21 protein-coding genes and 1 tRNA gene are annotated in these 24,776 nt (G+C 61.9%); 13 read left to right on the forward strand and 9 right to left on the reverse strand.

The window, feature by feature from the left end; all coding sequences use genetic code 11:
- Positions 1–255: 255 nt before the first annotated feature.
- From B2246_RS05470 to B2246_RS05480, 3 genes are all read right to left on the reverse strand, one after another.
- Positions 256–660 (reverse strand): type II toxin-antitoxin system HicB family antitoxin, encoded by a 405-nt coding sequence (locus B2246_RS05470; RefSeq protein ID WP_008647764.1) that lies wholly within the window; start codon positions 658–660, stop codon positions 256–258.
- Between the two features lie 29 nt (positions 661–689).
- Complete coding sequence (locus B2246_RS05475) at positions 690–869, reverse strand: type II toxin-antitoxin system HicA family toxin (protein WP_008647766.1); 180 nt, start codon at positions 867–869, stop codon at positions 690–692.
- Between the two features lie 202 nt (positions 870–1,071).
- Positions 1,072–1,893 carry an inositol monophosphatase family protein gene (locus tag B2246_RS05480; protein ID WP_008647768.1) on the reverse strand — a complete coding sequence of 274 codons (822 nt, stop codon included), beginning with the start codon at positions 1,891–1,893 and terminating at the stop codon, positions 1,072–1,074.
- A 251-nt stretch (positions 1,894–2,144) separates the two neighbouring features.
- On the opposite strand from B2246_RS05480, the gene B2246_RS05485 reads away from it, so the two are divergent.
- Both B2246_RS05485 and cysE read left to right on the forward strand, forming a co-directional pair.
- On the forward strand, positions 2,145–2,990 hold the full coding sequence (locus tag B2246_RS05485) for an RNA methyltransferase (RefSeq protein ID WP_234706953.1): 846 nt from the start codon (positions 2,145–2,147) through the stop codon (positions 2,988–2,990).
- 330 nt (positions 2,991–3,320) lie between these two features.
- Positions 3,321–4,064 carry a serine O-acetyltransferase gene (gene cysE, locus B2246_RS05490; protein ID WP_008647777.1) on the forward strand — a complete coding sequence of 248 codons (744 nt, stop codon included), beginning with the start codon at positions 3,321–3,323 and terminating at the stop codon, positions 4,062–4,064.
- 48 nt (positions 4,065–4,112) lie between these two features.
- On the opposite strand, the gene B2246_RS05495 is transcribed toward cysE, so the two are convergent.
- The 4 genes from B2246_RS05495 to B2246_RS05510 form a co-directional block, all read right to left on the reverse strand.
- Positions 4,113–4,904, reverse strand: a complete 792-nt coding sequence (locus tag B2246_RS05495; protein WP_035881806.1) for a UDP-2,3-diacylglucosamine diphosphatase — start codon at positions 4,902–4,904, stop codon at positions 4,113–4,115.
- 68 nt (positions 4,905–4,972) lie between these two features.
- Complete coding sequence (locus B2246_RS05500) at positions 4,973–5,473, reverse strand: peptidylprolyl isomerase (RefSeq protein WP_008647781.1); 501 nt, start codon at positions 5,471–5,473, stop codon at positions 4,973–4,975.
- Between the two features lie 54 nt (positions 5,474–5,527).
- A complete protein-coding gene (locus tag B2246_RS05505; protein WP_186425259.1) occupies positions 5,528–6,136 on the reverse strand; it encodes a peptidylprolyl isomerase in 609 nt (202 codons plus the stop codon).
- A gap of 81 nt (positions 6,137–6,217) precedes the next feature.
- Entirely contained in the window at positions 6,218–6,949 is a 732-nt protein-coding gene (locus B2246_RS05510; RefSeq protein WP_286880218.1) for a tetratricopeptide repeat protein, read from the reverse strand.
- Between the two features lie 211 nt (positions 6,950–7,160).
- Here B2246_RS05510 and cysS point away from each other — a divergent pair, with 211 nt between their 5' ends.
- The 6 genes from cysS (at position 7,161) to B2246_RS05540 (ending at position 13,570) form a co-directional block, all read left to right on the forward strand.
- Positions 7,161–8,549 carry a cysteine--tRNA ligase gene (gene cysS / locus B2246_RS05515; RefSeq protein ID WP_024569174.1) on the forward strand — a complete coding sequence of 463 codons (1,389 nt, stop codon included), beginning with the start codon at positions 7,161–7,163 and terminating at the stop codon, positions 8,547–8,549.
- The gene (locus B2246_RS05520) at positions 8,546–9,331 is read left to right on the forward strand and encodes a DNA-3-methyladenine glycosylase family protein (protein ID WP_008644551.1); all 786 of its coding nucleotides are present in this window, start codon (positions 8,546–8,548) and stop codon (positions 9,329–9,331) included. The genes cysS and B2246_RS05520 overlap by 4 nt, the downstream gene beginning before the upstream one ends.
- A 147-nt stretch (positions 9,332–9,478) precedes the next feature.
- Positions 9,479–10,450, forward strand: a complete 972-nt coding sequence (locus B2246_RS05525) for an acetyl-CoA carboxylase carboxyltransferase subunit alpha (RefSeq protein WP_008644552.1) — start codon at positions 9,479–9,481, stop codon at positions 10,448–10,450.
- Positions 10,416–11,915 (forward strand): tRNA lysidine(34) synthetase TilS, encoded by a 1,500-nt coding sequence (tilS, locus tag B2246_RS05530; protein ID WP_411860061.1) that lies wholly within the window; start codon positions 10,416–10,418, stop codon positions 11,913–11,915. Before B2246_RS05525 ends, tilS begins: the two co-directional genes overlap by 35 nt.
- Before the next feature lie 178 nt (positions 11,916–12,093).
- The gene (locus tag B2246_RS05535; RefSeq protein WP_008644554.1) at positions 12,094–13,344 is read left to right on the forward strand and encodes an aspartate kinase; all 1,251 of its coding nucleotides are present in this window, start codon (positions 12,094–12,096) and stop codon (positions 13,342–13,344) included.
- Between the two features lie 132 nt (positions 13,345–13,476).
- Positions 13,477–13,570: transfer RNA gene (locus tag B2246_RS05540), tRNA-Ser, on the forward strand.
- 431 nt (positions 13,571–14,001) lie between these two features.
- Here B2246_RS05540 and B2246_RS05545 read toward each other — a convergent pair.
- On the reverse strand, positions 14,002–15,594 hold the full coding sequence (locus B2246_RS05545) for an EAL domain-containing protein (protein ID WP_286880222.1): 1,593 nt from the start codon (positions 15,592–15,594) through the stop codon (positions 14,002–14,004).
- A gap of 235 nt (positions 15,595–15,829) precedes the next feature.
- Positions 15,830–17,791, reverse strand: a complete 1,962-nt coding sequence (locus tag B2246_RS05550; RefSeq protein WP_286880224.1) for a diguanylate cyclase — start codon at positions 17,789–17,791, stop codon at positions 15,830–15,832.
- A gap of 412 nt (positions 17,792–18,203) precedes the next feature.
- On the opposite strand from B2246_RS05550, the gene B2246_RS05555 reads away from it, so the two are divergent.
- The 5 genes from B2246_RS05555 (at position 18,204) to B2246_RS05575 (ending at position 24,734) form a co-directional block, all read left to right on the forward strand.
- Entirely contained in the window at positions 18,204–19,709 is a 1,506-nt protein-coding gene (locus B2246_RS05555) for a DASS family sodium-coupled anion symporter (protein WP_286880225.1), read from the forward strand.
- A 147-nt stretch (positions 19,710–19,856) separates the two neighbouring features.
- Complete coding sequence (adhP, locus tag B2246_RS05560) at positions 19,857–20,885, forward strand: alcohol dehydrogenase AdhP (RefSeq protein WP_008644559.1); 1,029 nt, start codon at positions 19,857–19,859, stop codon at positions 20,883–20,885.
- A 227-nt stretch (positions 20,886–21,112) separates the two neighbouring features.
- Positions 21,113–22,162 carry a hypothetical protein gene (locus B2246_RS05565; protein WP_286880226.1) on the forward strand — a complete coding sequence of 350 codons (1,050 nt, stop codon included), beginning with the start codon at positions 21,113–21,115 and terminating at the stop codon, positions 22,160–22,162.
- Between the two features lie 9 nt (positions 22,163–22,171).
- A complete protein-coding gene (locus B2246_RS05570; RefSeq protein ID WP_008644561.1) occupies positions 22,172–23,332 on the forward strand; it encodes a BamA/TamA family outer membrane protein in 1,161 nt (386 codons plus the stop codon).
- A gap of 334 nt (positions 23,333–23,666) precedes the next feature.
- Positions 23,667–24,734, forward strand: coding sequence for a BamA/TamA family outer membrane protein (locus tag B2246_RS05575; protein WP_286964023.1), 1,068 nt, complete (start codon positions 23,667–23,669; stop codon positions 24,732–24,734).
- Positions 24,735–24,776: the final 42 nt, after the last annotated feature.

Below are 24,776 nucleotides of genomic sequence, written 5' to 3' on the forward strand. Positions count from 1 at the left end.
CAAGGTCGGGCGATTCACTCGCGGTCACGGTGTTCTCGCCTTCAGCGGCAGGTACGGATAGGGCTTCTGACATGCATTCCTCTCGGGCGGCAAGCGGCGCAGGTGCCGGGCCGCCGGTGTATCGGTTGCCGGCGGTCTGGTGGCGTCTGGATTACAGGCCCACCCCGTGCACGGCGCAAAGGTGCATTTTACTGCGACCCCACACCTCGGCTTCGTGCCGGATTCTCATTTTTGCTGGGATTTTCCGTTCTGGACTCAGACGCTGCCCGCGATGGCGTCCAGCGCGACGCGCGCGAGGAACCCGCTCCGGGTTTCGTGGCGACGTTCCACGAACATGTCGATCTTGTGCAATACGAAGCGAGGCAGGCTGATATTGATTCGCTCAGGGCGCGCGTCGAGCTTGCTCATGTCGATGTCGGCCAGTGCCCAGATCGCGCCTGCGTACTCCGGTTGGGCCATCAGCGTGCCGATCGGCGTCGCTTTCAGAACAACCTCCTCGCCAAGGGAGAGCAGTGCCACCACGTGAGTCGTGATGGCCTCGCGTGCATTGCGGACCGCTTCCTCGATGGATTCGCCGGCGGAGTAACAGCCCGCCACATCGGGCACCGTCACGCCGTAGACCGAATTCGCATCCTTGTGAATGGCAATGGGAAAGTCCATGTCGTTCCTCTTTGTACACGGCGCGCCGCTTATAGTCCGGCCGTCCTCAGAATGTTTCGGACCGTGCCTGTCGGCAGATCCTTCTTTGGATGGGGCACGGTCCCAATCAGCATGTGCTGCGGATGTTTGAAGGTGAAATGACTGCCATGCGTGCGCACCAGCTTCCACCCCTTCTGTTCGAGCAATCGGATCAACGTGGACGAGTGCAATTTCGAGCCCTGGGTGATCCGTGTGTAAGTCTACACACGGTGTTGGGGGCGCAAGTAAACTTGTGTGTCGCGAGTAACTTTATGGCGGGTGAATCGGAAAATCCCGGGCGAGATTCTGAAAGAAAGTGCGCAAAACGAAACAGGCGCCATCGGATCTCTCCGATGGCGCCTGTTTGGAGGCAGCCTGGGGGCTAGCTAAGGATCAGACTGCGGTGGGCTTCGCGTTGTCGAGCGAGAAGGGGGCCAGCAGGCGAACCATCTGCGCGAAGGCCTTCGGGTTGCCGGCCAGCACTTCACCCTGTTCCATCTGGCGCGATTCTCCGGCGTAGTTGCCGACCAGACCGCCAGCCTCAGTAATCAGCAGCATGCCGGCAGCCATGTCCCACGGCTTGAGGCCGCGCTCGAAGAAACCATCCAGACGGCCGCAGGCGACGTAGGCCAGGTCCAGGGCGGCGGCACCCGGACGGCGCAGACCGGCGCAGCTACGCGTCATCAGCGCGAACATTTCCAGGTATTCGTCCATGCCTTCCAGATCGCGGAACGGGAAGCCGGTGCCGATCAGGCAATCGGCCAGCTTGTCGCGGCGCGTGACGCGGATGCGGCGGTTGTTCAGGAATGCGCCCGCGCCCTTGCTTGCGGTGAACAGTTCGTCGCGGGTCGGGTCATAGACCACGGCTTGCGACGGCACGCCCTTGTGCAGCAGGCCGATCGAGACCGCGTATTGCGGAAAGCCGTGGATGAAGTTCGTGGTGCCGTCCAGCGGGTCGATGACCCAGGTGAATTCGCTCTGTTCTTCGCCGTCGGCCCAGGACTGACCGGACTCTTCCGCTAGAATGGCGTGCTCGGGGTAGGCGGTGCGGATGATCTCGATGATGGCCGCTTCGGCCGCGCGATCGACTTCAGTGACGAAATCGTTGTGTTGTTTGCGCGAAACGCGTACCAGGTCGACGTCGATCGACGCGCGGTTGATGATGGACCCCGCCTTGCGGGCCGCCTTGACGGCGATATTGAGCATCGGATGCATGAATTTCTCCAGGCGGGGCAACCGCGCCACGACGCGACATGGGACGCCACAGAAACAAGGGCGAATCGCGCGGGCTGCCGGGGCCGCCAGACAACACAACGAATTGTAGAAGAACGGGGTGCGTCGCCATGTGAGGCGCCGCACCGCAATTGGAAGGCAGCATTGTATAGGAACCTGGCCTCTCGCACGAGTCGACAACCTCGATCGAGACGGGCGGGACGCGCCGGATGACCGAAGTGTTGAACTCTCAGATGGATCCGATCCCGAACGGCGCGGCCGCAAGTGATCTTTCAGACATTTTCGCGCATGTGCGTGTGGTGCTGGTGGAAACCAGTCACCCCGGCAACGTGGGCTCGGTCGCGCGGGCGATCAAGACGATGGGCTTCGGGCACGTGCCGGGGAGCCTGGTGCTGGTCTCGCCGCGCGAGCAGGGAGTCGTGTCGCATCCCGATGCCGTCGCGATGGCCAGTGGTGCCGATGATGTGCTGGCCAGCGCCACGATCGTCGACAGCATCGAGGCCGCGCTGGCTGGTACGGCCTTTACCGTCGCCATGACCGCCCGGCAGCGCGAATTCGGGCCGCCGAGGCTGTTACCGCGCGCCGCCGTGGCCAAGGCGCGGTCGGTGCTGGAGGCGGACCCCGCTACCACGGTCGCCTTCGTATTCGGTAATGAGCGCTTCGGCTTGCCGAACGACGCGGTATTGCGCTGTTCGGCCGTGACGCATATCCCTGCCAATCCGGCTTACGCCTCTCTCAACCTGGCCCAGGCCGTGCAGCTCATCGCCTATGAGATGCGGCTGGCCTTGCTAGAGGCGCAGGAAACGGCCGGCGGGCTCCCGGACGTCGCTGGCGATATCGGCTATGCTGGTGACCCCGCCAACACCGAGCAGATCGAGGCGATGTTTGGCCACCTTCAGGCCGGGCTGGCGGCGATCGGCTTTCTGGACCCGGCGAATCCGCGCAAGCTGATGCCGCGCCTGCGCCGGTTGTTCGCGCGGACCGGCCTGGAGCGCGAGGAAGTGAACATCCTGCGTGGCATCGCCAAGCGCATGCTGCTGACGGGCGATGCAAAGCACGACGACAACAAGGAAGACTAGTTCCGTGGCGATTTTCCCGGCGTACATTATGCAAGGCCTCATCCGTGGCGCGGCGTCTGGTCGCCCGGTGGTGGGGCGTGCGTGCGCGCATTTGCCGGAACGATGTTGAGCCTGGTGCTGACCCGGGACGTCGTTTCAGACTCGTTCTGAGGCGGCTTTCCAAGAAGCCCTGACGTCGTCAGGGCGGGGCGGCAGGCGCGCAAATCTCTTACACTCGCTGTCTCGCGCCAGAGCCGTCCCCCCCACACCGACTGCTCAGTACCGGCCAATGACCTCGGCGGCGACCAGTTCCATGAACGGCGCACGCTGCGGCAACACGACACGAAGAAGATGTTCACTCGCCTGAAGGAAGATATCGACACAATCATGCTGCGCGACCCCGCCGCGCGCAGCCGTCTGGAAGTCCTGACCTGCTATCCCGGGCTGCACGCCGTGATGTTTCACCGCGTGGCCAATGCGTGCTGGCGGGGTGGATTTCACTGGCTGGGGCGCTGGATCTCGCACTGGTCTCGCTTCCTGACTGGGATCGAGATCCACCCGGCGGTCAAGCTGGGCCGTCGCGTGTTCATCGATCATGGCATGGGCGTGGTGATCGGCGAAACCGCCGAAATTGGCGACGATTGCACGATTTACCAGGGTGTGACGTTGGGCGGCACGTCGCTGTACAAGGGCCAGAAACGCCATCCGACGCTGGGCGTCGGCGTGGTGGTGAGCGCAGGCGCCAAGGTGCTCGGCGGCTTCGAGGTGGGCGCGGGCGCGCGCGTTGGGTCGAATGCCGTGGTGCTGAAGCCTGTGCCGCCTGGTGCGACGGCGGTGGGGATTCCGGCTCGCATCATCATGCCCGATGCGCCTTCCACGCAGCAGGGCGCGAAGCAGGAGTTCTCGGCCTACGGCATCACGCCGAACGCGGACGATCCCGTGTCGCTGGCGCTCAAGAGCCTGATCGACAACGCGGCCAGGCAACATGACCGCATCGAGGCCGTGCTGGCCGCGCTCGACCGGCTCGGCGAGCATCTCGAGAACACGCCAAACGGCCGCTTCGACGCGAGCGAGCTGCGCAAGCTGATGAAGTAGTGGAGGCACACGCCGGTCGGCGTGGCGGTCGGCGCGAGCCCGGCATCGTCAGTCGACCTGCGGCAGCACGCGGAAGCCGGTGTCGTCGAGCTGGAGCACGGCGGCCCGTGGATGGCGGCCGTCGAGGTCCCAATCCGTCAGCACCCAGCGCTCGCCGGCTTCGTGTGTGTGGCGTGCGGGACGGTGCGTGTGGCCGTGCACCAGCGTGCCGGCCCCGCTCGAGGCGAGCAGTGCGTTGACGGCGTCCGGTGCTGCATCGCCATAGGTGACCGGCACCGCGTCGATGTCCTGGCGCGTGCGCCCGGCCTCGCTGTCCGAACGAAGGCGTCGGGCGATCGACAGCCGCGTGCCGAGCGGCAGCAGCAGGAACAGCCGCTGTACCCAGCCCTTGCGTGTCCAGTGGCGAAAGCGCATGTAGCGCTCGTCGTCCGTGCACAGCATGTCACCGTGGCTGAGCGCCACGCGATGGCCAGCACAGGCGATCACCGATGGGTCCGGCAGCAGCGTCGCGCCCGCCCTGGCCGCGAATCGACGGCCAAGCAGGAAATCACGATTGCCGTGCATCAGATAGACCGGCACGCCGGCATCGGCAAGCCGGCGCAGCGCGGCGGCAACCTCGGCCGCGAACGGCGAGTCGGTTTCCTCGTCCCCTACCCAGAACTCGAAAAAGTCCCCCAGGATGAACAGCGCGCGCGCATCCTGCGCCGCACGAGCGAGCACGCGGTGGAAGGCCGCCAGCGTGCGCGGCATGTCCGCCGTCAGGTGGAGATCGGAAATGAACCACGCCGGCGCCTGCACCTCGATCGGGGCGGCCACCGGCGTGCGGGTGGGAGCGGTCATGCGGTCCGGATGTCTGTATTCACCACGAGCGGCATGCCGCCTGTCGTTCGAATCGACGTTAAACGCGATTACTCGACAATCGTGGCCTTCTCGATCACGACGTCCTCGAGCGGCACGTCCTGATGGAAGCCCGAGCTGCCGGTGCGCACGCCCTTGATGGCGTCGATCACGTCGGTGCCTTCCACGACCTTGCCGAACACGGCATAGCCGAAGCCTTGCGGCGTGGGCGAGCTGAAGTTCAGGAAGTCGTTGTCCACCACGTTGATGAAGAACTGGGCCGTGGCCGAGTGCGGCGCGTTGGTGCGGGCCATGGCAACCGTGTAGCGGTCGTTCTTCAGGCCGTTGCCGGCTTCGTTCTCGATCGGCGCATCGGTATCCTTTTGCTTCATGCCCGGCTCGAAACCGCCGCCCTGGATCATGAAGTTCTTGATGACGCGGTGGAAGACCGTGTTGTCATAGTGGCCCTTGCGCACGTACGACAGGAAGTTCTCGACCGTCTTCGGGGCCTTCTCGGCGTCCAGTTCGATGACGATGGCGCCTTGCGTGGTTTGGAGTTGTACCTTGCTCATGGGGTTACCTCTGTTCGATGATGCGATGACGATTGTATTCGGGGTTGCCTGGGGTCACTTGGTGACCACGGTGGCCGACTCGATCACGATCGGCGCGGCAGGCACGTTGCGCATGGCGCCATACGCGGTGGTCGGTGTGGTCTTGATCTTGTCGATCGTGTCCATGCCCTCTACCACCTTGCCAAAGACGGCGTATCCATTGCCGTCCGGCTGCGGGTAGTCGAGGTTCGGATTATCCACCACATTGACGAAGAACTGGGCGGCTGCCGAGTTCGGGTTCGACGTGCGAGCCATGGCGACGGTCCCGGCCTTGTTCTTCAGGCCGTTCTGCGATTCCAGCGGGATCGGCGCCAGCGTTGGTTTTTCCTTCATGTCCCGGTCGAAGCCGCCGCCCTGGACCATGAAACCGTTGATCACGCGATGGAAGATCGTGCCGGCATAAAAGCCGCTTTTTACGTAGCCCATGAAATTGGCCACGGTCTTCGGGGCGGCATCGGGGTACAACTCGATAGTGAACTTGCCGGCGCTCGTCACGAACTGCACGCGCTCGGTCTTCGGCGCGGCGGTGGCGGGGCTGGCGCCCTGGGCCATTGCGGCCAGCGGAGACAGGGCAGTGGCGGCGGCCATCAGGCCGGTCAGGACGATGCGGCGGGAAAGGGTCATGTCTGGACTCCGGGTTGCAGGTCTGGCAGTCGGCAACGTCACTTGGACGCCGCCGGATGAGGCGTTGAATACTGTGCGAGTTCAGCGTGCGTCGGGCGCGCTGGCGGGCGGGGTAACCGGCGACACGGGTGGCTTTGCCTTGCCCATGCCCTTGATCGCCGAGGCGCCCGATGCCGGGGCGGGCATGGCGGATGGCGCGGATGCGGCGGCCGGCTGCAGTTCGCGCAGGCTCGCGGCCGCGCGCTTGTCGCCGGGGTTGCGGCGCGTTGCGTCGCCATAGGCCTGGACGGCCAGGGCCCGATAGACATCGCCCAGGTTGCTATAGGAGAGCGCGTAGTCGGGCCGGGCCTCGATGGCCAGCAGCAGTTCGGCCTCCGCACGCTTCAGGTCGCCGCGTTTCGCGTACAGCAGCGCCAGGTTATTGTGCGGCTCCGGCAGTTCGGGGAAATCCTGCGCCATTTCGGCAAAGGCCTTGATCGCATCGTCCTCGCGGCCGGCCTTGGCCATTGCCCATGCACGCTGGAATCGAGCCTGCGCATTGCGCGGGTTGTCGGCCAGCACGCGGTCGAACCCGGCGATGGCGTCGTCATAGCGCTTCTCATTGGCCGCCTTCTGCGCGGGCTTCATGCCGGGGTCCGCCGATTGGGGCCCGGTCGGCGCGGCCGGTGGCGGCGTCAGCGAAAGCGGCCCGTTCTGCGCGAACGCTGGCGCGGCGCTCAGCGCGGCGGCCATCGCCAGCGCGCTTGCCAGCGCGGAAAGGGGTCCGCCACGGCGGGGCGAAGCAATGGTCTGGATGGGCAGAGGCAGGCTCATGTAAGGGCGGTCCGTTATACTCCGCGGCATTCTAACAAAGCGGCGGGGCGTGGAGCACAGGCCGCAAGTTCGCGTGACATTGTCGGCAGCGCGTCCGGCCGCCGTTGATGGCTTCCGGTAAGATATGGGGCTCGCGCGCCATCGACATGCTTGTCAGCGCGCGACAGCCTCGCTCGATGTCATCGACGCCGTATCCACTCACATCCGCTTCATGCAGCAATTGAACATCTACAACACGCTCGCGCGTGAAAAGCAGCCTTTCGTGCCCATCGAACCCGGCAAGGTCCGCATGTATGTGTGCGGCATGACCGTGTACGACTACTGTCACGTTGGCCATGCGCGGGTGATGGTGGTGTTCGATATGGTGCACCGCTGGCTGCGCGCCGCCGGGTACGACGTGACGTACGTCCAGAACATCACGGATATCGATGACAAGATCATTCGTCGCGCCGCGGAGAACGGCGAGACGATCGGTCAGCTCACCACGCGTTTCATCCAGTACATGCACGAGGATGCCACGGCGCTGGGCGTGATCCGTCCCGACTATGAGCCGCGCGCGACCGAATACGTGCCGCAGATGCTCAATATCATCGAGAAACTCGAAGCCAAAGGCCTGGCCTACCAGGCGACGGACGGCGACGTGAACTACTCGGTGCGCAAGTTCCCGGGCTACGGCAAGCTGTCGGGCAAGTCGCTGGAAGACCTGCGCGCCGGCGAGCGTGTCAATGCCAACGATGCCAAGCAGGATCCGCTCGACTTCGTACTGTGGAAGTCGGCCAAGGCAACCGAGCCGCCCGAAAGCAAGTGGGACTCGAAGTGGGGCAGCGGCCGTCCGGGCTGGCATATCGAATGCTCGGCCATGAGCTGCACGCTGCTCGGCGAGCATTTCGATATTCACGGCGGCGGCGCCGACCTGCAGTTCCCGCACCACGAGAACGAGATCGCGCAATCGGAAGGAGCTTCCGGCAGGCCGTTCGTCAATATGTGGATGCACAACGGTTTCGTACGTGTGAATGACGAAAAGATGTCGAAATCGCTCGGCAACTTCTTCACGATCCGTGACGTGCTCAAGGAGTACGACGCCGAAGTGGTGCGTTTCTTCATCCTGCGTGCGCACTATCGGAGCCCGCTGAACTATAGCGATGCCCACCTTGATGACGCACGCCACGCACTGACGCGCCTGTATACGGCGCTCAAGGAAACGCAGCCCGGCGGTTGCGCGGTGGATTGGGAAGAGTCTCACGCGAAGCGCTTTGCCGAAGCGATGAACGATGACTTCAACACGCCAATCGCCATGTCGGTGCTGTTCGACCTGGCCAGCGAGGTCAATCGCACCGGTTCCGTGGCCGCGGCGCATCAACTCAAGGCGCTCGGCGGCACGCTGGGTCTGCTTGAGCGCGATCCGCACACGTTCCTGCAAGGTGGTCATGTCGCCGGCAGCCTGAGCGGCGAGCAGATCGAAGCGCAAATCGCGGCCCGCCGTGCCGCCAAGGCCGCACGCAATTTCGCCGAGGCCGACCGCATTCGCGCCGAATTGCTCGAAGCCGGCGTGGTGCTGGAAGACAAGCCAGGTGGTGCCACCGAGTGGAGGCGTGCTTGAACGCTGCCGCGCGCAAGCCGAAGGCGGTTGCACCTGCCCAGCCGAAGCCGGTGGCGGGGAAGGCCGCCGCCAAGGTCGCGCCAAAAGCCGGCGGCAAGCCCCGCAAATCGGACCTGCCCGAGGTGGATGCGGTACCGCTGCCGGTCGAAACCGTCGTCGACGCCGTGCGGCCCGCTTATTGGGATGAGGCGTGTGCCGACCTGATGAAGCGCGACCGCATCCTGCGCAAGATGATTCCTACCTATGGTCCGGCACATCTGGTGTCGCGTGGCGATCCGTTCGTCACGCTGGCGCGCTCGATCGTCGGCCAGCAGATATCGGTGAAGGCCGCGCAATCGGTCTGGGAGCGGCTCGCCGCCATGTGCCCGCGTCTGACACCGGCGCAGTTCCTGAAATCCGGGCCCGAGGAGTTGGCTGGCTGCGGGTTGTCGAAGCGCAAGGCGGAGTACATCATTGATCTGGCCGACCACTTCAAGGCGGGGCGCGTGCACGTCAAGGAATGGGTGGCGATGGACGACGAGGCGGTGATCGCCGAGTTGACCCAGATCCGCGGCATCGGACGCTGGACGGCGGAGATGTTCCTGATGTTCAATCTGATGCGACCCAACGTGCTGCCGCTCGACGATGTCGGGCTGATCAACGCGATCTCCACCAACTACTTCAGCGGCGAACCGGTGACACGTAGTGAGGCACGCGAGGTGGCCGCCAACTGGGAGCCGTGGCGAACGGTGGCGACGTGGTACATGTGGCGCAGTCTGGACCCCCTGCCAGTGACGTATTAGGAATACGGCAGGAGTGCGGTAGGGTAAATTTGGAGCAAAAACGGCGTTAATTTCTGCGTTTTGTGCGTAGAAATCAACTTCCTGGGCGGTCGGAAACGGTATTTTTTCCGGTAGAATGCGCCCCTTCACAGACAGGTCCGCGTTTTTATGAAAACCACCTTCCTGGATTTCGAGCAGCCGATTGCCGAGCTCGAGGCAAAGATCGAAGAACTGCGTTTTGTGCAGGACGACTCGGCTGTCGATATTTCCGAAGAGATTTCCCGGCTGGCCGGCAAGAGCCAGCAGCTGACCAAGGACATCTACGCCAACCTGACCCCGTGGCAGGTGGCACAGATCGCGCGCCATCCGCAGCGTCCGTACACGCTGGACTATGTGCGCGAGATCTTCACCGACTTCCATGAACTGCACGGCGACCGTGCGTTTGCCGACGATCTGTCGATCGTGGGCGGTCTGGCGCGCTTCAACGGCCAGGCTTGTATGGTGATCGGTCATCAGAAGGGCCGTGACACGAAGGAACGCGCGCTGCGCAACTTCGGCATGTCCAAGCCCGAGGGTTACCGCAAGGCCAAGCGCCTGATGGAACTGGCCGACAAGTTCGGCCTGCCGATCTTCACGTTCGTCGACACGCCGGGCGCATTCCCGGGCATCGACGCCGAAGAGCGCGGCCAGTCCGAGGCCATCGGCCACAACCTTTATGTCATGGCTGGCCTGAAGGTGCCCCTGATTGCGACGATCATCGGCGAAGGCGGTTCGGGTGGCGCACTGGCGATCGCCGTCGGCGACGTGGTGCAGATGCTCCAGTTCGCAACCTACGCAGTGATTTCGCCGGAAGGCTGCGCGTCGATTCTCTGGAAGACTGCCGAGAAGGCGCCTGAAGCTGCCGAGGCACTGGGTCTGACTGCTCACCGACTGAAGGCGCTGGGCCTGATCGACAAGATCGTGAGCGAGCCGCTGGGTGGCGCGCATCGCGATGCGAAGGGCATGGCGACGATGCTCAAGCGCTCACTGGCCGAATCGCTGCGCCAGTTCCAGGGCATGAGCGTCAAGGAACTGCAGGCGCGTCGTCACGAGCGACTGATGGCCTATGGCAAGTTCAAGGAAACCGGCGCCCAGGAGTGATGTGAGCGCAGGGAATTCGACGCAACTGATCGCGCGTCTGACCGACAAGGTCGCACAGGCTCTACAGGCCAGTGCGGCCTTTGTTGTTTCTGGCGAGAGGCGGTTGGAGACTGGTGGCCAACTGGCCGCCGACAGGCAGCCCGTGACCGTCGCGGTGGCGCTGTCAGGTGGCCGCGACTCCGTGGCGCTGCTCCATGCCACGCGGGAAGCCCTGGCAGCCACGTGGCCGCTTGCGCGTCTGGTGGCGCTGCACGTGCACCATGGCCTGCAGGCGCAGGCCGATGACTGGGACCGATTCTGCGCCGCGCTGTGCAGCGATCTGCAAGTGCCCTTGGCCAGCGCGCGCGTGACGGTGCAGGCGGCGACGGGCGAGGGCATAGAGGCTGCGGCGCGGCGCGCTCGCCATGAGGCGCTGGGTCGCATGTGTCGCGAGCAGGGCGCGCGGCTGCTGCTGTTCGCGCATCATCGTGACGATCAGGTGGAAACCGTGCTGCTGCGGCTGTTCCGTGGAACGGGTGTGGCCGGCATGGCTGGAATGCCCACGCGACGCCCGCTCGATGAACGGGGCGACATTCAACTGGTGCGCCCATGGCTCGGTGTGACACGCGCCGAGATCGATGATTACTGCGCGCGGCAGGGGTTGCGCTGGATCGACGATCCTTCGAACGCGGACACGCGTTTCGCGCGCAATGCGCTGCGCGCGCAATTGCCCTCACTATTACAGGCGTTTCCGGCCCTCTATGAGAGCGTGGCCCAGGCCGCCACGCATTTCGTACAGGCCGCCGGCATGCTCGATGCGCTGGCCGCGCAATCGCTGGCTTCGCTGGTCTGCGCCGGGCGCGATGCCGACACCATTTCAGAACTTGATCTCGCGGGCCTGCGCGCCTTGCCATCCGAGCACGCGGATGCCGTGCTTCGCCACTGGCTGCGCGATCTCGGCACCCAGCCGCCGTCGACGGCGCGCCTGGCCGCGATGCGGGCCCAACTCATCCAGCATCAAGGTGGCGAGCCGGCCATCGCACACGATGGCCTGGTGCTACGACGTTTCCGTGACCGGCTGCTGGCCTGCCCAGCCGTGCCCGCTGGAATGCCGGCGCCGTTTGCGTTCGAGTGGCGCGGCGAATCGCGCATCGTCGTGCCGGCATGGCGTGGCGAACTGCACTTCGAGCGTGATGACACCTTTGGTGTGCCGGAGTCTGTGCTGCGCGTGCCGTTGAGGCTGGCTGGCAGGGCAGGGGGCGAGCGCATCGTCCTGCGTCCGGGTGGCCCGGCGCGAGCGCTGAAACAGGCCTATCAGGAGGCGGATATTCCCGCATGGCGGCGAGCGCATCTGCCGCTGCTATGGAGTGCCGATGTGCTGGTCCTGGCGGCTGGTTTGGGCATGCATCGTCGCTGGCCCAACGATGCGCCACATGCCCCGCGGTGGCGCGTGGAGTGGCTCGCGCGGCCCGATCTGCGCGGTTAATCTCCCAGTTTTCGGCAAAAAATGGGGACAGTATCATTTCGGCTTGTGAATTATTTTCACAAGAAAATGATGCAAAATCTGCAGTGTTCTTGCCGGTTTTACCCCCTTTGGCCTTTACGGGCAGCCACTCTTCGTGTAATTTCATGTGCTTTGCACAATCGCTGGCGTCGATAAGAAGATGGCTCTCATCGTTCACAAATACGGCGGCACTTCGATGGGTTCTACGGAACGCATCAAGAATGTCGCCAAGCGCGTGGCCAAGTGGCACCGCGCCGGTCACCGCGTTGTCGTGGTGCCTTCGGCCATGTCGGGCGAAACCAATCGCCTGCTGGGCCTTGCCAAGGAAATCTCCGCGCAGCCGGACCCGCGTGAACTCGATATGCTGGCGTCGACTGGCGAGCAGGCCAGCGTGGCCCTGCTGGCCATCGCGCTGCACGGCGAAGGCATCGACGCGGTCAGCTACACGGGCTGGCAGGTGCCGGTGAAGACCGACTCGTCCTACACCAAGGCCCGCATCGAATCGATCGATGACGAGCGCATCCTGGGTGACCTGGATGCCGGCAAGGTGGTCGTGGTCACGGGTTTCCAGGGCATTGACGGCGACGGCAACATCACGACACTGGGTCGCGGTGGTTCCGATACCTCGGCCGTGGCCATTGCCGCGGCGATTGAAGCCGACGAGTGCCTGATCTATACCGACGTGGATGGCGTGTATACGACCGATCCGCGCGTGGTCGAAGACGCCCGCCGCCTGGACCAGATCACCTTCGAGGAAATGCTGGAAATGGCCAGCCTGGGTTCGAAGGTGCTGCAGATCCGTTCGGTGGAGTTTGCCGGCAAATATCGCGTGAAGACGCGCGTGCTGTCGTCGCTGACCGACCCCCTGATGCCGCTCGAACAGGAAATGCATTCGGGCACGCTGATTACTTTTGAGGAAGAGTCTGAAATGGAAGCAGCCGTCATCTCCGGCATCGCCTTTGCCCGTGACGAAGCCAAGATCACTGTCCTTGGCGTTCCGGACAAGCCGGGCATTGCCTACCAGATCCTGGGCCCGATCGCCGACGCCAATATCGACGTCGACATGATCATCCAGAACCAGTCCGTGGACGGCAAGACCGACTTCACGTTCACCGTGCCGCGCGGTGACTACCAGCGTGCGCTGACGATCCTGAACGACAACGTGAAGGGCCATATTGGCGCCGAGAGCGTGTCGGGCGACCCGAAGGTGTCGAAGGTGTCGGTGGTGGGCGTGGGTATGCGCTCGCACGTGGGCATCGCCAGCAAGATGTTCCGCACGCTGTCGGAAGAGGGCATCAACATCCAGATGATCTCCACGTCGGAAATCAAGATCTCGGTGCTGATCGACGAGAAGTACATGGAGCTCGCCGTGCGCGCGCTGCACAAGGTGTTCGAGCTGGATCAGGCGTGATCCGGAACTGAAAACGTTCCGGCGGGGCGTGACATTTTTTGCTGCGGGTCATCGAATTTTCATTGACCAGTAGCGGTACCCTCGCTAGAATACGCGCTTCGTTGTGCGGCTCCCTCGCACAACGCAAGTTTGGGAGACGTGGCCGAGAGGTCGAAGGCACTCCCCTGCTAAGGGAGCATCCGGGCCAAAACCTGGATCGAGGGTTCGAATCCCTCCGTCTCCGCCACTACATCGTATTGGCGGCGAACCCCGGAAGATCGCGGTCTTCCGGGGTTTTGTTTTTTCTGGGGTGCGATTCTCTGGCCGTAGTTGTGGTCCTTCGCTGCACCCCTTCGCGTCCCTCTCTGGTCCCTTAAAAGTCCCACGCGTTTCGCTCGTTGCCCGGCCCGCCCATTGGACCGGGCCCGTACTCAATCGCCATCTCTGAGCGAGTCCCTTGCGGCGGTATCCTGAGCGCGAGAGAGACGGGCGCCAGGTGCTTCGGGGGCGCGGCTGAGGAGAGGGTCCAAATCAAAGAGTCACGGACACCCTATGACGACCAGCTCAGAGTGATTGCGCTCCAGGTTCTTTAGGCCCGTGACACGTCCAGCGCAATGCTCTCTAGCCGCCTGGCTGTCTCGCCGAGTCATACCAATGGCATCGATGCGCATCGGTCTTCTAAGTTGTTGCCAGGCTGACTGCCTGGCGTGGCGCATGAGCTTTGCTGAGCCATGTCGCGAGTGTGGCCGCCGTCATCGGCTTGGCGTAATACCATCCCTGCGCATAATGCACGCCTCTTTCGAGGAGCCATGCGACCTGAACGGCCGACTCCACACCTTCAGCGACGATTTCCAAGCCCATGTCATGAGCCATCGCGATAATGTGGGGAGCGACAACACTTGAGGCGGTGTCCTGCTCGATCGTGTCGACGAACGACTTGTCGATTTTCAGAACGTCAATCTCGAAGGATTGCAGATAGGACAGACTCGAGTAGCCCGTTCCAAAGTCGTCAATGTAGATGGGATGGCCCGCTGCCCTGAACGCGGCAATGACACCCCGTGTCTCATCGGTATTCATGAAACTGCGCTCCGTCGCTTCGATTCGGATCTGCCGAGGGGTGATGCCCGTCCCGGCAAGCGACGACGTGAGCAGGTTAAGGAAGCGTACGCTGCGCAGATCCTCGCTGCTCACATTGATCGAGACATAGAACGTGGGATTCGCGACGAGCATCTTGCCAAGTTGCGCGATCGTCTTCTCGAGGACGACGTCTGTCAAAAATTGGATGAGGTTATTCTCCTCGGCGACTCGCACAAATACCTCGGGTGAAATCGCCTGACCGTGAAGGGTCCACCTTGTGAGCGCCTCGACGCCTACGCATTCGTTGTCGGCGATGCGGACGATGGGCTGATAGACAACGTCGATCTTGCGCCGTGAAATGGCCCATTCAAGGGTTGCCGGGAATGAGAACTGCCAGGAGATGCGTTTGTACGCAAGCCATCCAAGCAATGCGCCCGCAGTGACGCCAATGGAAAGCCAGGCAGCCAGCAACTTCGGCCAGTTGCCGGCGATACTGCTGCGCGGCGATTTCACAACGACGGCGATCTGTCGTGTTGAAGACTGGGCTACGGCGTAATTCCATTCGTCACTCTTCACGTTGCCACTTTGCTTCCAGGCGTTGAGCATGTCGCCTGGGTCGGCGCCGGTCGAGACGGCGATCAGCGTTCCCGTGGCGGTTTGGATTGCCGCGATGGGGCGCTTGGCTGGGTCGATCAGGTCGACGTAGGAGCCGCGATCAATGGAGACGTAACGGCCGTTGCGTCCGATCTGGAGGTCATTGCGCTCGTTGCTAAGCGGACTCCTCCGCCTGAACCACATGGAATATCCCTCGTTGCTCCGGTAATCCGGGGGAGGCAACGTCAGGTCCTTCGCGCGCACGTCGCCGAGCAGTGGCGAGCAGAGGTACAGCCCATCGGCGTACGCACCCGCATCCTGAACGTACCGGTAGTTGTAGATCACGCGTGCCGCGTGTTCGAGGTTGGGGGGCGAGCAAGGCGCACCCGGCTGTTGGTCAAGATCATTGAGGGCGGCAAAGGCCTGGGACGTGACAACTTCCGCGCGCATGATCGCCTTTTTGGCGAAGTCCTTAATCTCGGCACGCTCTCGTCGTTCGACGTCCTTTTTCGCGACATAGAGGCTGGTGAGGACTGGTACGACCGTCGCGAGACACCCAAGGGCAACCGAAGCCGAAACAACTGTGATGCGCTTGATCATTTCGTACCCCAGGATGGACGGAAGGGAGCCAAGGGTCGGCTGAAAAGCGGGCGAGCGCCGCACCTTCAAGTGCCAGGAAAGCAGAGGATCAGAGTAAGAATAGTCTCAGGCGCTTCGTCTGCAATGTGATGCCTGGGTGAGGCTCTCTGCCTACATTTGTCGTCCGCACCCCATGCGTATCCAGAGCCACCCAGGCCAGGCGGCAGTTTGCGATGGTCAAACCGACATTCCGTACCTAGCCGGCATCTTGGGGCGCAGACGTCTCGGGCACATACACATGAACGCGGTTTCGCCCCGCTGCCTTGGCGCTGTAGAGGGCGGCGTCCGCCCGTTCCTGCGCTGCCGCGAGGTCGGATTCGCCTTCGCGGTACGCCGCGATGCCAATACTCACGGTCTGCGTGATTGCTTCTCCGGACTCAAGAATGATCGGCGTATTCTGGATGGCGGCGCGGATGCGCTCGGCGATCACCTGCGCCTGTCCCAGTGCCGTATCAAACAGGATTGCGGTGAACTCTTCTCCGCCTATACGCGCGCCAAGGTCAGTGCTACGCAATGCGCCCTCGAATTGCCGCGCCACCACCTGTAAAACGCGATCGCCAGCGGCATGGCCGTAGGTATCATTCACCCGCTTGAATAGATCAAGATCGAGCGCGAGTATCGACAAGGCACTGCCTTGCTTGCGCGTGTGCATGACTGCCTTCTGGGCTGCGTTTTCGAAATAGCGGCGGTTGGCGAGCCCGGTCAGTGCATCGAGGTCGGCTTGGGTTCGCAACTCCTTGAGCATCTGTTGCTGGCTGTTGACGTCGACCAGTGTGACAAGTACCGCTTTTGACGCGACTGATTCACCTCCAAACTCAAGCTGAGCACAATGCACCAGCATGTATCGCGTTCCGTCGCGCGTAAGCATGGGAATGGCTTCATCCATACGGGTCGTACATACCTGCGACCAGTCTGCGGCGTTCGCAAAGAGCCGGGAGAATGATTGCCCCGCTCCGGCCACAGCGCCGAAGTCCGCCAGTATGGCTTCGTTAGTCAGGAGGATCTGTTCCGTGTCATGGTCGACTACGGCAACGGGCGTCGGCATGTTCTTGACGATGGTTGACACCATGCTCGCGAACCTCTCGACCCGATCCTGCAGACGACGCTCGTGGAGGATCAGCAGAATGCCGCTCAGCAACATGAGAAGCATGACAGCGGCGCCGGCCGCATTGATGTAGGTGCTCCGCCAGAAGCCCTCCCGGAAATCGCTGACCGAATATCCGACCGCCACCGTCCAGTGGTCGGGGGTCAGCCGTGTCGCAATGCTTCGTGTGGACACCAAACGCTCGATACCGTCGATTTGCGAGGAAGCATATTGCGTTGCGGTTGTTGGTCCGGCCCGCCCGCGATCTTCGCGCAGGACCTGTCCAACGGCTAGTGTCGGATGCTCCGGATCACGCATCACCAGGCGGTGTTCGCTATCCAATAGCAGAACGGAGGTGCCGGGTGCCAGGTTCACGCCGTCAAGCACAAGGCGTTCGTAGGTCAGGATGATGACGACCACCGCATCTAGGTTCATCGCCCGGTTCTGATGCCCTTTGGCGAGCACGACCGCGCCACGCTCGCCCCACGCGACGGGGAGTATGACGGCGTTTGACGGATTGGCTCGCACGCTTGCCAAAATCTGGTCAAGCGGCGGCACTTCGTTCATGAAGCCCGGACGGGAACTGGCAAGCAGATGCTCACCCTGCGGATCGAACACCCCGATCAGCGCGCGTCTCAATGGGTTATCCAGAGCCTCGGTGAGATTGACAAGTGTGGCGTCCGTGAGTGTGCCCGTATCGAGCAGGCGCTCCGTTCCGCTCGTTAACGCAGTTACGTCGCGAAACTGATCTGCGATACGTCCGGCCATCAGGGAAGATTGCACATCCAGTAGCCGGGCGGCCAAGGCGTTGATTGCACGAAAGTCATAGTAGGACTGCCATACATTCACCAGGATATCTATGGCCACCAGCAGGGCCAGAATAGGTAACGCCCGCCGAAGCCACGACTTCTTCATGCGCCGATCCATCGACCAGTAAGTAGCTGAACTCTGTGAATGGCCCATGATTCCCGCTGATGAAACGTCTACTGATTGGTCAGAAATGACTTGTTCATTCACCTGGACATGGCCGATCTTCCCCCATGCCAAAGGCGATTTGTCGTGCGAAGTCAGCATACGCAGGCAAGGTGCTGCTTGCGGCACGCGTGGATGCTCGGTCCCACGTGCATATTGACGCTCACCAGCCGGAGCCCCGATCAATCATATGTCCACGCGGGGCGCTTCCAAAATAGTGTGCAGCCGGCGCTGCAAGATGAACCGTCGTCCCTTTCGTCGGGCGAGCCTGATCCCTGACGGTAGGCCGCCGTCGTCCCGGCATCACGGCCGAAGGATTCCAGGTTTTTAGTTTTTTCATCCAATTTTCGAAAAGATTCACTTCCGCTCGCGGAATCCTTCCATCAGGATTTTCTGAGTATGGAAAGCGCGCGGCACAGCCGGGTAGAGCTGTTCGTGTCAGAAGATCGTGTCGGCAGACGCGGAGACTTTGGCTGCCTTCATTTCGCCGTGTCCTTTTCGAGGAGGTTCGGAGATGTTCGCCAAGATCGTCGCGACATATCGCTACTTCATGTCCGTGGTGCCTTTTCGGCTGACGCCGGCCATCATCACCACGGTTGTGCTTGTCACACTGCTGCTCACACCGACGCCGGCTGGTTTGAAGGACAACGCTTGGGATCTGGTCGCCATCTTTCTGACCACGATCGTCGCCATCATTCTCAAGGTGATGCCGATCGGTGTGATGGCGATGATGGCAATCGTGATCGTGTCACTGGCGCAAGTGACCTCGAACTCGTCCAAGGGCGCCATTGCCGATGCGCTGAGCAGCTTTGATAGTCCGCTGATCTGGCTGATCGTTGTGGCCATCCTGATTTCGCGCGGCCTGAAGAAGACCGGGCTGGGTAGTCGCATAGGCCTGATGTTCATCGCGCTATTGGGCAAGCGGACAGTCGGCATCGGCTACGGGCTGGCGATCTGCGAGCTGGTGCTGGCGCCATTCACGCCCAGCAACACCGCGCGCGGCGGCGGCATCGTGCACCCGATCATGCGGTCGATTGCCGGCGCTTTCGAATCTGATCCGGCTAACGGGACACAGGGAAAGGTCGGTACCTATCTGGCACTGGTCAACTACCACGCCAACCCGATCACTTCGGCCATGTTTGTGACCGCCACCGCGCCGAACCCCCTGGTCGTCGACTACGTGGCCAAGGCCAGTGGCCAGTCGCTTCACCTGAGCTGGACCACCTGGGCGCTGTGCATGCTGCTGCCCGGCCTGGTCTGCCTGCTTCTGATGCCGCTTGTCATTCTCGTGCTCTGTCCGCCCGAACTGAAGGCGACCCCCAACGCGATCGAATACGCCAGGGGCGAGCTGGCTCGCATGGGCCCCCTGGGTGGCAAAGAGCGCGTCATGATTGGTGTCTTCGCCATGATGCTGATTCTGTGGGCCAACGTGCCGGCAATGATCTGGGGGCCGACGTTCACGCTCGACCCGACGGTGGTCGCCTTTCTCGGCCTGTTCGCGTTGATCATTACCGGCACGATCGACTGGGACGATGTGTTATCGGAGAAGAGCGCCTGGGACACCCTGATCTGGTTCGGCGCTCTGGTAATGCTTGCGGAGCAGCTCAACAAGCTTGGCGTGATCGCATGGTTCTCGGCCGATATGCGCGATGCCATTGCTGCCAGTGGAATGGGTTGGCTCTCGATTGCCGCCATATTGGTGCTGGCGTTCGTGTTTTCTCATTACCTATTCGCAAGTACCACTGCCCATATCAGCGCGATGATGCTGGCCTTTCTGACAGTGGGCGCGCAGTTGATTCCGTCGGCTTACATCGCACCTTTCATGCTGATGATGGCCGCCGGCTCGGCGATCATGATGACGCTGACCCACTACGCCACCGGCACATCGCCGATCATATTCGGCAGCGGGTATGTGACGATGGGGCAATGGTGGCGGGTCGGCGCGGTGATGTGTGTCTTTGAACTTGTCATCTTCGCCGTGGTAGGCGGTATCTGGTGGAAGATTCTGGGGTTCTGGTAGTCCGGGGCCACGGTCTCGATCCACAGTCCGTGTTCAGTTCTGGACCATCCGGATCCTGATTCATATCATGACTCTGGCGTCGGACGCCGCGTGCCTATGGCATGTTTCCCGCTGTCGACGACGCGCCACCTGTAGAAGGAGCCACATATGCCAGCCATGATGAAAGCCGCAGTCGTGCGCGCGTTCGGCGCACCTCTGACGATCGACGAAGTGCCCGTGCCGCAGCCTGGCCCTGGCCAGATCCAGGTCAAGATCGAAGCGTCCGGCGTCTGCCACACCGATCTGCATGCGGCGCAGGGCGACTGGCCGGTCAAGCCGTCGCTGCCATTCATTCCCGGCCATGAAGGCGTGGGATTCGTGTCGGCAGTTGGTGCCAATGTCAAACGCGTGAAGGAAGGGGATCGCGTCGGCGTGCCGTGGCTCTACAGCGCCTGCGGTTACTGCGAGCACTGCCTCCAGGGCTGGGAAACGCTGTGCGAGAAGCAGCAGAACACCGGCTACTCCGTCAACGGTGGCTACGGCGAGTTCGTGGTGGCCGATCCGAACTATGTCGGTCTGCTGCCGAAGAATGTCGACTTCATCGAAATCGCGCCGATCCTGTGCGCTGGGGTGACGGTCTACAAGGGTCTCAAGGTCACCGACACACGACCAGGGCAGTGGGTGGTGATCTCTGGAATCGGCGGTCTGGGCCACGTGGCCGTACAGTATGCGAAGGCAATGGGCCTGCGTGTGGCCGCCGTCGACATCGACGACGCGAAGCTCGCATTCGCGCGCAAGCTCGGTGCCGAAGTTGCCATCAATGCTCGCACTACCGATCCTGCTGCCTTCTTGCAGAAGGAAATTGGCGGTGCGCACGGCGTATTGGTCACCGCAGTCTCGCCGCAGGCGTTCTCGCAGGCCATCGGCATGGTGCGGCGCGGTGGCACGATCTCGCTGAACGGCCTGCCTCCGGGAGACTTCCCCACCCCGATCTTTGACGTGGTGCTCAAGGCCATCACTATCCGTGGCTCCATTGTCGGCACGCGTAGCGATCTGCAGGAAGCACTCGAATTCGCCTCGAGCGGTATGGTGAAAGCCACGGTATCCACGGAGAAACTGGACTCGATCAATAGTATTTTCGACCGCATGAAGGCCGGCCAGATCGAAGGTCGCATCGTGCTGGACTTCAACCGCTGACAGAGACCACTCGCGCTACTGGTGCCGGGACGTCTGGTTTCGTGTTCTGTCGTTCTGTCAGACGCCATTCACCCGACGTCTTGTGCTGCGTGCAACGTTCATCTGAAGACCAGGATGAGCGCCAGCACTGCCTCAAACGGCTCGGCCGCTCCAAAGGGCTACACGATCGAACCCCACACGGGGGACGCAGAGGCAACGCGGAGTTGGCCACCGGACGGGAATGTCACATGGGCAGATCAGTATTGCGCGGAGCGCTCCCTCGCTACCTTGTCTTCCTGGCTTTTGCCGTCAGTGCATTCGCGGCGCACGCCTGGACTGCAGGCAGCGATGGCGGTGCCGGAGCGACTACGGCCAGCCCCGACACGGAATCTGGACCCTATCGGGGCGTTGTCGGGCCGGTAGGCACTGCGGAGCCCGCGCCCGAGGCACCGAAGGAGTGGGACAGAGCACTACCGTTTTTTGCGCAGCGCGTGATCGATAAAGGCTACAACCTTCCGAATCCATACAACATCGGCTATTCCTATTACAACGGATACCAGCGGTATCAGCTTAGCGACCTCGCGGTTTCCGCGGGGAGCAATCCTCTACGCGCAGCGGACTTCGTCCAGTTTCAGCAATCCAAACTTCACAACGTCTCAAATCAGTTCCAGATCGGAGCGTGGATATTTCCGTTCTTGAATGTCTATGGGATGCTCGGCACCATCGAGGGGAATGGGGCGATCGACATTTCGTTCTCGTCCAAGACGGACTTGCAGCAGTTCTTCGGCATCAATATCGGCTGCGGTGGCAGTCGGCCTCGTCCAGAGTGTTCCAACCCCATCAAGCTGCCCACGCAATTCGCGAACTATAGCGGCCACACCTTCGGTGGTGGCTTTACGCTGGTTGGCACGTACAAGCAGCTTTTTTTCTCCTTGCCCGTAACCTATACCGTTTCGGACATTACGATGTCAGAGACGCCTGTGCAGTCCATCAACATCGGCCCGCGCATCGGCTGGAATTTTCGCCTTGGCCCAGGTCTGGGCCTATTGACGCCATTTGTCGGTGTGACCTATTTCAGGACTCATGCCAAGATCACTGGCCATTTTGACGTCCCGATCCAAGATGCTGGCGGCCAGACAGCGCGGCTGAATTACGAAATCAATCAGAGTGTGGTCGGCGCCTGGAGTGGATCGGCAGGCGTGAGCTGGGCAGTCAACCGCAGTCTGGGGTTCATCATGGAGTTCGGTTACGGATACAACCGGAACAATATTATTGCGACCGGCTTCTTCCGATTCTAGAAAGACTTCATGCGCGCGCATCCACAGACCACCTGCATACTCGTGATCGGCCTGTGGTGCGCTACGGCCATCTCGGCCGAGGTCAATCAAGCAGACGACAGTGAGAAGCAAGGGTGGATTGACAGGCTTCTCAACAAGCTCGGCGCGTCCAAGGAGGTGGACGTCAGCAAGGGCATCGACTGGGGCGTTCTGCCCGGGCCGTTCTATAACCCGGAGATGGGGTTCGGAATCGGGGCGGCAGCGATCGGACTCTACAAGCCCAAGAGTGCGGAGGCGGAGACGCAGCTTTCCACGCTGTCGATCCGCGGCTTCGGCACTGTCAAGGGGGCTTACGGCATATCGGTCGAGAACAATACGTTCTTCGCGGACGATAGCTACCGCGTCACAATCGAAGCGGACCTCATCAACATGCCGACGGCATATTGGGGTATCGGCTACAACAACGCCATCGACAGCGCCAACAAGGAATCCTATACGCGCCAAACCGTGGCGCTACAGCCAAAGATCCTGTTCCGGGTCGCGCCGAACGTCTATATGGGGGCTGGATATAGCCTGCAGTATGACAACGCCACCAAACTCGAGCGTGGCGCGGAAAGCGCGCTGGCGACGGATCCACACGGTCCGCGCGTACTGAGTTCCGGGATCAGCGCGCATTTCTCCTATGACACGCGCGACTTCATCCCGAATCCCTACCGTGGCGAGTCGTTGCTGGCCAATGCCACGGTGTATCGGCGTGCACTGGGCAGCGATACTGACATGGAAAATCTCGAGATCACCGCCAACAAGTATTTCCGGATGCGCGAGCGCGATGTGCTGGCGTTCGATCTCTACGGGAACTTCAATTTTGGGGATGTGCCGTGGGACATGATGGCAACGCTCGGTAACAACAAGCGCATGCGCGGCTACTTTCTTGGCCAATTCCGGGACAAGGTCATGGCAGGCGTCCAGGCGGAGTACAGATGGCACATCGTCGGGCGGCAGGGCATGGTGTTCTGGGTCGGTACGGGGGCAGTGGCTCCCAATCCGGGCGCGCTCACTTCCGCGCACTGGTTGCCGAATGCTGGTGTCGGATACCGTTTCGAATTCAAGCCGCGCGTGAACGTTCGCTTTGATGCCGGCGTTGGCCGCAACACGAAGGGCGTCTATTTTCAGATCAACGAAGCGTTCTGATGATGTCACGCTAGCGCCGGCCGTACTTCTGCCGTATTTCTCGGGCGCGGCATCGCCCCGACAGGCTACGCCTTGTCGATGGCTGCTTCAGCACTTGAGCGGGACCTGGGGCGATAGAGCCTGTCCTTCATCACGGGCCCTCCAGTCAGGCGCGAGGCATGGCCGCAACATGTAGGTGGCACACACGCGGCCAGCAATGGTCCTTGGTCCAATAGACGAAAGGAATCGATCGGATTTCCATGTTGCAGACACGCGGGAATTGAAGCGAACTACGGATCTGGGTGGGCGTATGAGAGATGTCGCTTTCAGGCGGAGTTCCTTACTGCTGGCAGCCATGTCCTTGCTGCTCTCGTTCCTCCCGATCTGTGCGAGTGCACAATCGGGCTCGCCGAGCTTTCGCGACCCGGAAGACGGGGCGTTTGATCTCAGCAACTATCTACTCGAACACAAGGGTGCGTTGCCCGTCCCGTTTGTGATTACCGAGCCGGCGGTCGGATTCGGTGTCGGTATCGGGCTCCTGTTCTTCTCCGAGTCCCTCGCGGAAAGCGAGACACGAGCGAAAGAGCTTGGGCAGGAGCGGGCGCCGCCGAACATCACGGTGCTCGGGGGTGCTTACACCGATAACGGTACGTGGGCAGGCGCGGTCGCACACTTCCATAGCTGGGATAACGACAGATACCGCTATCTTGGTGGTGTCGCCAAAGTCGATGCGAATCTGGATTACTTCGGCGTGGCAAATCAGGCGCGTGCGTATGAACTGGATGGGATCGGACTCTTCCAGCAGCTACTGGTCCGCATTGGAAACAGCCGATGGTTCGCTGGGCCACGCTATATCTTCTTCGATGCCAACGCGACCTTCAAGTTCGGACAGAACCCGTCTGATGTGACCGGTCAAGGTCGGGACCAGCGTATCAGCGCGGCGAGCCTTGTGATCGACTACGATTCTCGGGACAACATTTTCTTTCCTAACCGCGGCAGCTTTGCCGAAATCGAAACCCAATTCGCTCGCGACGGTATAGGCAGCACACAGAATTACAACATGTATGCGGCGCGCGGCTACACTTGGCTACCTCTTGGTAAGGCATTCGTCCTGGGACTCAGAGCGGACACGCGTTTCTCGACAGGAGACGTACCGTTCTTTGTCCAGCCCTATATTGACCTTCGTGGCGTAAAGAAGGCGCGTTACCAGGACCGCAACGCCATTGCCACGGAGGTCGAATTGCGTTGGGATATCCAGCCGCGATGGTCTGTCCTTGGATTTTCGGGACTCGGCAAGGCTTACGGCCGGCAATCTTTCTCGGACGCAGAAAACGTGGTCAGCGTAGGGATGGGATTCCGATACCTGATAGCCAGAAGACTGACCTTGCCCCTGTTCCACGAATCTCATAACCGAGGGAATTAGGCAGGCCGGTGTTGCTGAGCTGCGGACCAGTTTTTCTCGAAC

It is taken from the genome of Cupriavidus sp. UBA2010, from assembly GCF_002335265.1.
GTDB classification, from domain to species: Bacteria; Pseudomonadota; Gammaproteobacteria; order Burkholderiales; family Burkholderiaceae; genus Cupriavidus; species Cupriavidus metallidurans.